The organism is Phocaeicola sp. RTP21359st1_B8_RTP21360_211022 (genome assembly GCF_040911965.1).
Classification (GTDB): domain Bacteria; phylum Bacteroidota; class Bacteroidia; order Bacteroidales; family Bacteroidaceae; genus Phocaeicola; species Phocaeicola vulgatus.
The window spans coordinates 14,064-27,056 of sequence record NZ_JBDFXP010000031.1 but is presented as its reverse complement, the minus strand read 5'-3'; the positions used below and the strand labels follow the sequence as shown (position 1 = coordinate 27,056).

Below are 12,993 nucleotides of genomic sequence, written 5' to 3'. Positions count from 1 at the left end.
CAAACAATAAGCGGGCTCTTTCTGTTAGTTGAAATTAAAAAGTCAATAACAGGAAGGGCTTGTGTTTTGATGGCAATTTATCACAAACTCTTAAATTCAATTGATATGGAAAAACTGAAAATTCTGAACTTGAACTTTTCCTTCCAGCGGGCGGCGCACTATCATATTAATGGAGGGATGTTGCTGATGGGGGTAGTCTTGCTGGCTATGTTCCTGGCCAATTCTCCGTGGGGGGATATTTATGCCTCCTTTTGGAATTACGAGGTGCATCTTCAGATAGGAGAATTTAATTTCTTCAGTCATAACGGGCATCACATGACCTTGATGACTTTTATCAACGATGCTTTGATGGCTGTCTTTTTCTTCAGTGTGGGGCTGGAGATAAAGCGTGAGATACTGGTGGGCGAGTTGTCCAGTTTCCGGCAGGCGCTTTTGCCCATCGTGGCGGCGTGCGGCGGTATGCTGGTTCCGGTGCTGATCTATTATTTCATGACGGCGGGAACTCCGGCCCAAAGTGGTCTGGCCATACCGATGGCTACGGATATCGCCTTTTCGCTGGGAGTGCTCAGCCTGTTCGGCAAGCGGGTTCCGCTGAGCTTGAAAGTCTTTCTGACCGCTTTCGCTGTGGTCGATGATATCGGCGGCATTCTGGTCATCGCCCTTTTTTACACCTCTCATCTGTCGGTGAACTACCTGATTGCTTCGGCGGGTATCCTGCTGATACTTTGCGGCGGGAATTTCTTCCGGGTGCGCAACCGTTGGTTTTATATTTTCTGGGGAGTGATTATGTGGTATCTGTTTTTGCAGAGCGGCATCCACGCTACCATTGCGGGAGTTGTCGCAGCCTTCACGGTTCCCGCCACTCCTCATTACAAGATAGGTAAGTACATTAACCGCATCCGCGAGAACATTGCTGTCTTTCCTGCCAGTGACAAGGAAAGTGTTGTGTTAAGCAAGATGCAGATCAATGTGCTGAAAAGCATCGAGTCTTCCTCGGACCGTGTCATCTCTCCCTTGCAGTCATTGGAAGACAGTCTGCATGGAATGGTGAATTATATTATTCTTCCCTTGTTCGCCTTTGCCAATGCGGGTGTCTCGCTCACGGCGGATCATGGCGGTCTGGAAGTGGGGATGGCTACCTGGGCGGTGCTGGCGGGATTGCTGGCGGGTAAGTTTGCCGGCATTTATTTCTTTACCTGGCTGGTGATAAAGATGGGGTTCGCCGGACTGCTGAAAGGCATGACCTGGGTGAACCTGACAGGTATCTGTCTTTTGGGAGGTATCGGTTTTACGGTTTCTTTGTTCATAGCCAACCTCTCTTTCGGGGATTCGCCGGTGTTGCTGACGCAGGCAAAGATGGGTGTCATACTGGGAACGGTGCTGGCGGGTGTGCTGGCGTATCTGGTCTTGCAGTTCGCCCTGCCTAAACAGCCTGCACAGGAATAAAATTACAGATAGGGCAGTACGGCGGTGAAACGGCTGCCCTTGTTCACCTCGGATTGCACATCGATGTGTCCGTTCATTTTTTCTACAATGACCTTGCTGATGGCGAGTCCCAGCCCTACCCCCTGTACAAACTCATTCCGCTTGTAGAACCGCTCGAATATCATTTGTAATTCTTCTTTAGGGATTCCCGCACCGGTATCTTCTACGAAGAAATGGATTTCCTTTTTCTCTTTGTCGCAGAAATAACCCAGTTTGATGTGTCCTTGGGAGGTGAACTTCTTGGCGTTTCCCAAAAAGTTGGTGATGACTTGGGTGAGGCGCATACGGTCTATGTGTATGGTCACATCCTCGTCGGGAAATTCTTTGATGAATTCCACAGGAGGGAGAATAATTACCTGATGGGTCTGATAGACCGTTTCGGCGAAATGATGCGCGCTGCAATCCTCGCAATGAAAGGACATATTGCCGGATTCTATGCGGGATAGTTCCAGCACATCATTGACCAGCTTCAACAAGAGTCTGGTATTGTTGTCTATGATGGAGGCAAACTCTTTTTTCTCTTCTTCCGAGATGTTTTTCTCGGTAGTGAGCAGGTTGGAGAATCCCACGATGGCATTAAGCGGAGTACGGATTTCATGGCTCATGTTGGCCAGGAAGGATTGTTTCAGTTCCGCCTGTTCCGCCAGTTTGCGGGCGCGTATCAGTTCTTCTTCCTTGTCTTTGATCTCCTGAATGTTTACCAGAAGTCCGGTGATGATAGGATTTTGTTCATTATTCTGCAACACGCTGTATCTGAATTCCCACCATTGGTAACCGGTGTCGTTGAATTGGCAACGGTATTGGGCTGTTCTTCGTTGCCGGTGTAGTATGTTGGATACGTTTTTTCTGAACCGGGCTTGTTCGTCGGGGTGTACATAGTGGGCTATTTCCTCTATTCCCAACAGGTTTTGGGAACTGTTGGTCAGTTCGCAGAAAGCTTGGTCGAGCACGGCGGTCTTTCCGTCGAAACACCACGCGTAGGTATTTCCTCCCTCCAGTGCAAGCGTTAATGCTTCGTGTTCGAACCTGAGGTTGCGCAAGGCTTCTTTTTTGCGTCCTTTTTCCAGTGTATAGATATAAATAAGGTAGGCTATCCCCAAAAGGAGTGTGAAGACCAGGAGGCTTTCAAGAATCAGGATGGGGGTTGCGTATTTTTCCCTCCACGGCCTGTACATGATGGTATATTCCGGTGGAATGCTTTCAAGGGGGATCTGGTATCTCTTCATGGCCTGCCAGTTGACCAGGTACTGTTTGGCGATTTGTTTTACCGCCGGGACGGGTATCTTTCCTTGCAGTCTTTCTTTGATGCCGGCGGTCATGTCGCTTAGCTGTGTTTCGATGGGGGCGAAATAACCTCCCAGCATGTATTCCTTTATCCCGAATCCTTCGTTGATGGTTTCGAATCCGGGATTGTCGAACAGGCTGCCGATGCGCAGGGTGGTATAGTCCCGTTTGGTATACAGGAACAGGGAGTATTGGAAGACCCCGCTGGACAGCCACATCAGGTCGCGGGCAGCTACGGAATCACTGGACAGGCGGACTACGACGGTGGAGTCCAATTGGTTGTATTCGTTCAGCTTTTCGTACAGGGATTCATATTCGGTATCATCTTTGTCACTGATGGGGATATTCAGCTTGTCGGGCCGGGCCTCTTGTCTTTTCCATTGGTGGAGGGTGATTTCCGATCCTTTGCATTGTTCGCTCAGGTCTTTCCAGATAAGGCGGTCAAGCACGGTCCGCCCGTTCAGGATGTGGATGCGGACTTTGCCCATGATGCGTTCTATCATCCGGCAGGTGGTGAGGTAATCGGGTTTGTCTATGTAGCCCGTAATGTTGGGATATTGTGCCAGCAACTCTTGGTTGGGATAATTCACTCCGCTGAATACGACGGGAACCTGCCTGACATACGGGTTTCCGCAAGCCATGACAGAGTAGGTTGCCTGATCATCGAGCACGGCAATCAAATCTCCTCCCCATGAGCGGATGGAATCTGCAAACTCGGAAATCCGTCGCTCTTCTTCTACGGATTCGTATTTCTCGCAATCCAGATAAAAGGTGCGCAGCTGGAAGTCTATTTGCTGGTCTTTCAGTCCTTTGACAAACAGTTTGTTTACAATGCCTGCACCGCTGTACCCTTCCTGGTAGGAATGGATAAGGGCTATTTTATATTTTTGTGCATAAAGCGGACTCCCTATAAGAAGGGCTGTCATAAAAATGAAAAAGGCCTTATGCTTCATGTCAAACGTGATTATTAAGTGAACCGGGGGACAAAGATAGGAATGTTTCTTTAATTCCGGCTATGATTTACAGGAAATTATTGGAAGAGAGAGGGAAATAACCATCCCGGTTGGTGGAAAACAGCAATTCCGGCTTCTTGAAAAACATGCTTCTTGCTTTTCAAGGAACCGGAATTGCCTGTGATAAAAAGGAATGGGCCAACCCGTCAGCGGGGGTTATTTGTGTTGCTCCGGAGACGGGGTACTTTGAGAGGCCGGTCCGGCGGCAGCGTTTGTAGAGGCGCTTGAAGCGGAACTTTTAGCCGCGCCGGAAACCGGAGCCGCTGTCTGTGCCGTTGTGGCCTGTTCTTCCCAGTGGAACGGTTCGAACTGTGTATCCTTGTCTACCCATGACGGTTTGCGCGATGCGTAGATTATGAACGGAGCTGCGACTACCACGATGCAGCCGATAATCAAAACGGCAAACCATACGGTGTTGCTGCCTACCGCAATCTGGCTGGGCGGAATGAAGCTGAGCACGAATGCCAGTAGTGAACCACAGAAACCCAGACCGCCGATGAGCCACATCAGTCCGTTGCCTTTGCTGCCGATGCGGAACGGGCGCGGGGCCTTTTTCATATTGTAACGCAGATAAATGGCGCCGCTGAACATCAGCAGATACATGATAAGGTAAAGCAATACGGTGAGCTGTGACAGGATTTGGTAGAAACTCTGTACGGAAGGCATCACAACGAACAGCAGGCTGAGCAAGGTTACGGCAAGGCCTTGGATCAGCAGAATGTTTTTCTGTACGCCGTTGGCGTTGGTCTTCTGGAAGAAGGGAGGCAGATAACCTGCTTTGCCCACTGCGAAGATACCTTTGGACGGACCTGCCACCCAGGTCAACACGCCTGCCAGCACACCGAATGCCAAAGCCACGGCGATGATAGGCGACAACCACGAAGCATGGACATACTTGAAGTAATTATCAAAGCCTACCAGCAGACTCTGAGTCAGGTTGATGTCCTTTTCGGGAATGATGATCCCCAGTGCGAAGGTGCCTAGCACGAAGATGATCACGGTGATAGCCGCACCGATGAATACGGCTTTCGGATAGTTCTTGGCAGGATTTTCCATGTCTTTTACATGGATACCGCCCATTTCCATACCGGCATAGAACAGGAAGATGCTGGAAGCCAGTACCAGGTTGTCGAAGTTGCTGAAATCGGGGAAGAAGTTGCCGTCAAAGTTCATCTGGCTCTGTCCGCCGGAAGCAAGGTAAATCACCGCCAGCACCATCAGCAGGCCGGCAGGAATGATCGTACCTACCATACCGCCTACTTTGGCCACTTTGCCTACCCAGCCCATGCCTTTCAGCGAAATGAAGGTGGCCAGCCAGTAGATAATCAAGACCACCGCCAGTGAGTAATAGCGGTTGGATGCCAAGGCCATATCATGGGTGTCACTCATGCCGATAAATGCCAGTGCCACGGCTCCGAAAGTCAGGACGGTGGGATACCAGATGGTGCTTTCCACCCATTGCAGGAAGATGGCGAGGAAGCCGAATTTCTTTCCGTAGGCTTCACCCACCCATCGGAACACACCGCCTTGCTTGTCCTGGAACATGGCCGCCAGTTCCGCCGCTACCAACGAGGTAGGTATCAGGAAGACGATGGCCGCGAATAAATAATAAAATGCCGAACTCAGTCCGTATTCGGCTTCAGCAGGCAGCCCGCGCAGGGATACTACCGCAGTCACGTTCATAATAGCGAGGGTAAATACCCCTAGCTTGACTGATTTACTAATGTTTGCCATAAAGTTTAGGTTTTAAAAAATGTATGTTTTTTGTTTACGGAGTTTATAACAACTCCCTGGAAATGATGTTTATCCGTTTAGGTTTATTAACCCGGAAGGTATCCGGAATGAAACAATCGTACCCGGAAGGGTGTTTCTAGAAAAAACAATATAATCAGTATCGTTTATGAAAACAGCTTTCTCCTCATTCATCTATTCCCGCAGGGGGATTTACGGGATCTTGCATATACTCATCCTGTTGATGTCCCTTTTTCTGGTTATAAGTATCTCGATAGATACTTTTCATAACATCCCTTTCCTGAATCAAGGTTCTTATCTGAAGATTCAGTTCTGGATATGTATGTTTTTCCTGTTCGATTTCCTGCTGGAGTTTTTCCTCTCGAAAGAAAAAGGAAGATACTTCACCAGCCATTTTATTTTCCTGCTGGTATCTATACCTTATTTAAATATCATTGATTTCTATCACATCACTTTCTCGCCCGAAATCAGTTATTTCCTGCGCTTTATCCCTTTGCTGAGGGGAGGGTATGCGCTGGCTATCGTGGTGGGCTGGCTGTCGGGCAGCAAGGCGTCCGGGCTGTTTACCTCGTACATCACCATGCTGATGGCCACCGTGTATTTTGCCAGCCTTATCTTCTTTGTGCTGGAACATAAGGTGAACCCTATGGTGACGGACTACTGGAGTGCGCTGTGGTGGGCGTTTATGGATGTCACTACCGTAGGGAGCAATATTTATGCCGTCACTCCTACGGGGAAAATACTGTCGGTGGTGCTGGCCGCCTTGGGAATGATGATGTTCCCCATTTTCACGGTATACGTCACCAGTCTGGTGCAGCAGGCCAACAAGCGGAAGGAGGAATATTATCAATCGCAACAATCGGAGCCGGCGGATACTAAATAATAGCTTGAACTTCGTCAAAAATAAGAAAAAAGTCTTATCTTCGTAGCCAATAACAAATTGCTAACCTAAATAAACAACAAGATGAAATTATTGGCTTTGTGTGCGGCGGGGATAGGCTTGATGCTGTGTGCCTCGTGTACAAACAACAAACATTTGATCAGTGATGAGGCTGAACGTGCCGCTGTTCAGCAGGATTTTGAGGCACGGCGTGATACGCTGGCCCAAGGTGACCTCTTCCAGGTATTCGAACAACCCATGAGCGATGAGCAGAAGGAGGCGATGACTTTCCTTTACGCCTATATGCCTTTGGCGGATATAGCGGATCATCCCGGTGAATTCTATCTGGAAAACGTGGATTACGCTTTCAAGGCGCGTGAGGAGATGCCGTGGGGAAAAGTGGTTCCCGAACGCGAGTTCCGCCACTTTGTATTGCCCATCCGCGTAAACAACGAGAATCTGGACGACAGCCGTAAGGTATTCTACGAGGAACTGAAGGACAGAGTGAAAAACCTTTCTTTATATGATGCCGTGCTGGAAGTGAACCACTGGTGTCATGAGAAGGTGATTTATACTCCCTCTGATGCCCGTACCAGTAGTCCGCTGGCTTCCGTAAAGACAGCCTACGGACGTTGCGGCGAGGAATCTACGTTCACGGTAGCCGCCTTGCGTTCGGTAGGCATCCCTGCCCGCCAGGTATATACGCCGCGTTGGGCACATACCGATGACAATCATGCCTGGGTGGAAGCCTGGGTGGATGGCAAATGGTACTTCCTGGGTGCTTGCGAACCCGAACCGGTACTGAATCTGGGTTGGTTCAACGCTCCCGCTTCACGGGGTATGCTGATGCACACCAAGGTGTTCGGACGTTATAACGGACCGGAAGAAGTGATGTACCGCACTCCCCGGTATACGGAAATCAATGTGATTGACAATTATGCCCCTACGGCAAAAGCCGATGTGACCATCGTGGATGCGGATGGCAAACCGGTGGCTGATGCCAAAGTGGAATTCAAGGTGTATAACTATGCCGAATTTTATACCGTAGCTTCCAAACAGACGGATGCGGACGGCAAGACGTTCCTGACAGCCGGAAAAGGGGATATGCTGGTATGGGCTTCCAAAGATGGAAAATTCGGTTACTCCAAACTGTCTTTCGGAAAAGACAATGCCTTGACCGTGAAACTGGACAAGACGGCCGGCGAGGCTTATACACTGGATATGGATATCATTCCTCCGGTGGAAGGCGCCAATATGCCCGAAGTGACTCCCGAACAACGTGCGGAGAACAATCGCCGCATGGCCTTGGAGGACTCTATCCGCAATGCCTACGTGGCTACGTTCATGACGGATGAATCGGCCCGTCATTTCGCTAAAGAGTATCAGTTGGATGAGGATGTTGTTGCCAAATTGCTGGTGGCATCACGTGGTAACCACGAAACCATCCGTGACTTTATGGCCCGTCTCCGTTCGGACAAGTCAAAGAAGGGCGGCATTGACCTGCTTCAGCAGATTTCCGCCAAAGACCTTCGCGATGTAAGTTCCGAAGTGTTGATAGACCACATGATGAATTCACATCTGTGCGCCAATGCCGATTATTTCCGCAGATTTGTGCGTAATCCGCGTGTGAGCAACGAAATGATTACTCCGTACAAAGGATTCTTTGAGAAAGCAGTGCCCGAACAGGAGCGTGAGGCTTACCTTGCCGATCCGATGAAGCTGGTTGCATGGGTTGCCGAAAATATCCGTGTGGACAAGGATTGCAACCTGGGCGGTTCTCCGATTACTCCGGAAGGGGTGTGGAAGGCCCGTACAGCCGATGCGCACAGCCGTGATATCTTCTTTGTTTCCATGGCACGCAGCATGGGTATTCCTGCACGTATAGACGAAGTGACCGGAAAAGTGCAGTTGATGGGTGATGAAGGTGCTGTTGATGTGAACTTTGAGGCGATGGAACAGGCCAGTGCACCTACCGGCAAGTTTATTGCCAGATATACGCCGATCAAGTCTTTGGCCGACCCGAAGTATTATTCTCATTTCTCTATTTCCAGACTGACTCCTGCCGGAACCTTGAAATTGCTGAATTATGATGAAGGCGATATTGATATGGGTGGCGGCGCTACTTGGGCTAATCTGTTGAAGAACGGAACGGCACTGGATGCCGGCAATTATGTGATGGTGACCGGTACTCGTCTGGCCAACGGCGGCGTATTGTCCCAGCTGACTTTCTTTACCATCAAGCCGGGGGAAACGACTACGGTGGACTTGGTGATGCGTGAAAGTAAGGATGATATTCAGGTAATCGGTAATTTCAACTCGGAATCTACTTATAAACCGATAGATAGCGATGAACTGAAGTCTATTCTTGCCACTACAGGACGTGGTTACTACATTGTAGCCGTACTGGGTGCCGGACAAGAACCTACGAACCATGCCTTGCGTGATATTGCGGCATTGGGTAAGGAGTTTGATGAATGGGGCAGAGGAATCGTGCTGTTGTTCCCCAACGAGGAGCAGTACAAGAAGTTCCGCCCGCAGGAATTCCCCGGATTACCGGCTACCATTACTTACGGTATTGATGTGGACGGTTCCATCCAGAAGCAGATTGCAGAAGGCATGAAGTTGTCTAACAAGACTATCCTGCCTATGTTTATCATTGGGGATACCTTTAACCGGGTGGTATTCGTGTCACAAGGATATACCATCGGACTGGGTGAGCAGCTGATGAAGGTGATACATAAGCTGTAGGATTCAGTATAAACAAAAAGTAACGCGGATATTCAAGTTTGCAAACTGAATATCCGCGTTAAATATATTGATAGCGTTTATGCTTACCTGTTTACTTGTCATCATCCAAGTCATCGTCCTCATCGTCCCAGTCATCCTCTTTCTTTGATTTCTTGGGGTTGAGGCTTTTGTTTTTCTTTTCCAGTGCTTTGTCGTTTTCGTCTTTCATTGCCAGTTCGGACAAGGCGGCTTTTACTTTGTCAGGATCGGTAACGTCTTTCAGATACTCTTCTATCTTTACAGTACCTCCCATGGATACTTTTGAGTTACGATAAATCATGCCGCTGTCTACGCTGCTCCGTCCGGAGAAATGAAATTCCGAAGTTCCGGTTTCTTCGGCAATCTTACGGATATTACCGGCATTCACACCGCATCCCGGCATGATGATGATCCGTCCGTCGGCCTGTTCCACCAATTCTTTCAGAAGAGGGATTCCCTTTTCGGCGGTAGCTTCCTGTCCGGAAGTAAGAACCCGGTCTATACCCAGTCCGATAATCTGTTCCAAGGCCTCTTTGGGATTGCTGCACATATCAAAAGCACGGTGGAAGGTGACACTCATCTCGCCTACCGCATTCATCAGTTTCTGCATCAGAGGCACATCGACATAGCCTTCTGCGGTAAGACAGCCGAATACCACACCGTCCGCACCCAGCTGGCGTGCCACTTTAATATCATGCAGCATGATTTCTTGTTCAATAGGAGAATATAGGAAATCTCCGCCACGGGGACGGATAATGACATGCAGTTTTGTTTGGTTCAATAATTGGCGTGCCATACGGATTTCACCAAAAGACGGGGTTGTTCCGCCTTCCGGAATACCTGCACATAGTTCTACACGATAAGCACCGGCTTGTTGTGCCTTCACAGCACTTTCCACGGAGTTGGCGCAAATCTCGATTTTTGATTTGTTACTCATAAAGTTATTTAATAGTTAATTCAATTCCATAATCAACGTCATCGGGCGCTTTGGGCTGTTCCAGCATTTCTCTTTCAAATATTCCGCCAAGGGAACTCCAATGGTTTCTCTGCGTGAGTTCGTCATTGGTCCGGTTCTTTACGGATGACTTTGTTCTTCATAATATGATGAATTTGTCAGTGCAAAGATAGGCATAATGTAAGAGTGTGAGAAATTTTAGCGGAAAAAATTTTTAATTAAAAAGCCGGTACTCCTCTCGGAGTGAGAGAAATACCGGTTTTCCTATGGGAACGAAATGGATTATTGCACGTGGATGCGATGGCCATTGAATACGTTCATGCCCAGTTTGTTCATAATATGCTTGATGGCAAGCTGTGCTTTCACGGAGTTGCCGGCGTCATCCAGAGGAGGCGCGAAGGCTGCAATGCCCATGACACCCGGCATTACGCCCATGACACCGCCTCCTACGCCTGTCTTGGCAGGAATTCCCGAAGTGTAAAGCCAGTCGCCTGTGTGCTGATAGAAACCTACGGTAGCTATCATGGAGGTGATTTTCGGGGAGAGGGCTTTGTCGAACACTTGCTTGTTGGTGTTCGGGTTCAATCCTTCGTTGGCGATGGTGGCTCCACAGATGGACAACTGTTCTGCAGTGATGCCCATGGAACACTGGCGGGTGTAGAGGTCGAGCGACATATCGGGGGCATCGTAGATACGGTTATAATTTTTCAATAGCCAGGCGATGGAACGGTTGTTGAAATTTGTCGCCGACTCTGACCGGTACAGTTCGTCGATCAGTTGCGGGGTACTTCCGCATAGTTCGGTCATATTGTCTACGATGGCTTTCCACTTGGCATCGCTGTTTCCTACGGGTTGCACCATACTGTTGGCCGAGATGGCGCCGGCGTTTACCAATGGGGTGGACGGATGGTCGTTTTCCAACAAGATGGCCATGATGGAGTTGAACGGCAGTCCGGTAGCATCGGCGCCAATCATTTCGAGCACCTTGGGAGCACCGTATTGGCGGAGTACCAGGATGGCGGTCAGCACCTTGGAAACGGACTCGATACCGAAACGGTACTGAGAGTCACCCAGTTGGATGATTTCTCCGTTCATCAGACAGATACTGATCCCGAACAGTTTGGGATCAATATTTGCCAGATAAGGGATGTAGTCGGCGTTCTTACCGTCTGTATTGTCCTTGTACAGATTGTAAGCCTCCTGGGCAACATCCTTTATTTGCTGGATAGTTATAGTTCTTTCCATAAATTAATTTGATTGAAGTAACCATCTACCTTAACGGCGGATGGTTGCATTATTGTTATCTATGCTTATTTTTTAGCGGCGTTGCTATGGGCATTGTGAGTGAACACAGTACCTTTTACAGCGATATTCTTGTCTTGGGCGATGCGGGTAGGAGTGGGATATTCCAGTTTCTCGAACTCGCAGATGGCATTCTTGATGTCGTTCAACAACATATCCGCCATGTCACGGCTGAATCCCTGACGTACCACAACACGCATAACTACGTAATTCTGGATATTTTCCGGCAAGGTGTAGGCAGGAACCATCCAGCCGCTTTGCTGCAATTTAGCCTGCAAATCGTACAGAGTCCATTTGGCATTCTTTGCATATTCGGGTTTCATGTACCAGATGAACAAAGGATTTACTACGTCATCGCTGTAATTTACGAACGGAGCCATCTTGGCTATTTCGCTGTGGATGTACTTGGTGATTTCCATGGAATTGTATTGGATGGCTTTGTATCCTTGGAATCCCAGACGGATAAATTGGTAGTACTGTCCCAGAATCTGTGCGGCGGGACGGCTGAAGTTCAAACCAACCTGTGTGATGTTCGCACCCAGATAATTGACACTGAACGACATGGCATCCGGAAGGTATTTCTTGTCTTTCCATACTACCCATCCCAGTCCCGGGTAAACCAGTCCGAACTTGTGGCCGGAAGTGCTGATGGAGAGAACCCATTTCAAGCGGAAGTCCCATTTTGTGTCGGGATTGAGGAACGGCAGGATGAAACCGCCGGTTGCAGCATCTACATGGATAGGAATATCATAGCCGGTTTTGGCGTTGTAGGCATCCAGTGCTTTGTCCAACGCTTCCACGTCATCGTTCAAACCTGTCCATGTCACACCTTGGATGGGAACGATGCAGATGGTGTTCTCGTCACACATCTTCAGTGCTTCTTCGGGGTCCAGAGTGGTTTTGTCCAAGGTGAGAGGTACTTGGCGCATTTCAATTTGCCAAAGTTGGGCGAACTTTTCCCAAACAACCTGAAAACCGCTTGAAATGACAAAGTTAGGCTTGTCAGTCGGTTTCCCCTGAGCTTTACGTCTGTCTTTCCAGCGTAACCAGGCGGCTACTCCTCCCAGCATACAAGCCTCGCTGGAGCCGATAGCCAGTGCTCCGGTTTTCCATTTTGCCTGTTCGGGCGAATTCCACAAATTAGCCATGATATTGATACATTTGGCATTCATCACTGCGATACGGGGATATTCTGTTTCATCAATGTAGTTGATGCTGATGGCTTCGTTCATCAGTTTGGTGGCATAGTCGTCCATGTAGGTGGTAACGAAAGTGGCCAGGTTAAGGCGTGGCTGGGTTTGGGCGAATGTTTCGTCTTTTACCATTTGATAAGCAATCTGTGGGGTGGTAGGTTCCATAGGGATGGTATCTACCGGGGCAGGCTGTAGCATTTCGTTTGAACCAAACACGGCTGTCTTTGCGTCACCGTCTCTCAAATCACAATTACATTCTTTCATTTTACTTAAAGTTTAGATTAGTAATACAATGGAAAACATGGGAGTTTCCCGCGTTTTTCTCCCTCAACAGGAGGTTTGGAGAAAAGTTTCTTGATTTTA

The 12,993-nt window shown here is 48.8% G+C and carries 8 protein-coding genes; 3 read left to right on the top strand and 5 right to left on the bottom strand.

Annotation, left to right across the window (positions count from 1 at the left end; all coding sequences use genetic code 11):
• The first annotated feature begins 105 nt into the window (after positions 1 to 105).
• Positions 106 to 1,446 carry a Na+/H+ antiporter NhaA gene (gene nhaA / locus AB5062_RS15335; RefSeq protein WP_005841473.1) on the top strand — a complete coding sequence of 447 codons (1,341 nt, stop codon included), beginning with the start codon at positions 106 to 108 and terminating at the stop codon, positions 1,444 to 1,446.
• 2 nt (positions 1,447 to 1,448) lie between these two features.
• Here nhaA and AB5062_RS15330 read toward each other — a convergent pair whose 3' ends face one another.
• Positions 1,449 to 3,722: an ATP-binding protein gene (locus tag AB5062_RS15330; protein WP_368326533.1), complete on the bottom strand. Its 2,274-nt coding sequence runs from the start codon at positions 3,720 to 3,722 to the stop codon at positions 1,449 to 1,451.
• Positions 3,723 to 3,938: 216 nt separating this feature from the next.
• Positions 3,939 to 5,516 carry a putative glutamine/gamma-aminobutyrate antiporter GadC gene (gene gadC / locus AB5062_RS15325; RefSeq protein ID WP_005841477.1) on the bottom strand — a complete coding sequence of 526 codons (1,578 nt, stop codon included), beginning with the start codon at positions 5,514 to 5,516 and terminating at the stop codon, positions 3,939 to 3,941.
• Between the two features lie 166 nt (positions 5,517 to 5,682).
• Between gadC and AB5062_RS15320 the strand changes: the two genes are divergently transcribed.
• Both AB5062_RS15320 and AB5062_RS15315 read left to right on the top strand, forming a co-directional pair.
• On the top strand, positions 5,683 to 6,417 hold the full coding sequence (locus AB5062_RS15320) for a potassium channel family protein (RefSeq protein ID WP_005841479.1): 735 nt from the start codon (positions 5,683 to 5,685) through the stop codon (positions 6,415 to 6,417).
• A gap of 81 nt (positions 6,418 to 6,498) precedes the next feature.
• Positions 6,499 to 9,162, top strand: coding sequence for a transglutaminase domain-containing protein (locus AB5062_RS15315; protein ID WP_005841481.1), 2,664 nt, complete (start codon positions 6,499 to 6,501; stop codon positions 9,160 to 9,162).
• A 91-nt stretch (positions 9,163 to 9,253) separates the two neighbouring features.
• Here the strand turns inward: AB5062_RS15315 and AB5062_RS15310 are convergent, their stop codons facing one another.
• The 3 genes from AB5062_RS15310 to AB5062_RS15300 all read right to left on the bottom strand — a co-directional run bounded on the left by AB5062_RS15310 (position 9,254) and on the right by AB5062_RS15300 (position 12,894).
• The gene (locus AB5062_RS15310; RefSeq protein WP_005851598.1) at positions 9,254 to 10,117 is read right to left on the bottom strand and encodes a copper homeostasis protein CutC; all 864 of its coding nucleotides are present in this window, start codon (positions 10,115 to 10,117) and stop codon (positions 9,254 to 9,256) included.
• 300 nt (positions 10,118 to 10,417) lie between these two features.
• On the bottom strand, positions 10,418 to 11,380 hold the full coding sequence (glsA, locus tag AB5062_RS15305) for a glutaminase A (RefSeq protein ID WP_057099296.1): 963 nt from the start codon (positions 11,378 to 11,380) through the stop codon (positions 10,418 to 10,420).
• A 65-nt stretch (positions 11,381 to 11,445) separates the two neighbouring features.
• Complete coding sequence (locus AB5062_RS15300) at positions 11,446 to 12,894, bottom strand: glutamate decarboxylase (RefSeq protein ID WP_005841486.1); 1,449 nt, start codon at positions 12,892 to 12,894, stop codon at positions 11,446 to 11,448.
• Positions 12,895 to 12,993: the final 99 nt, after the last annotated feature.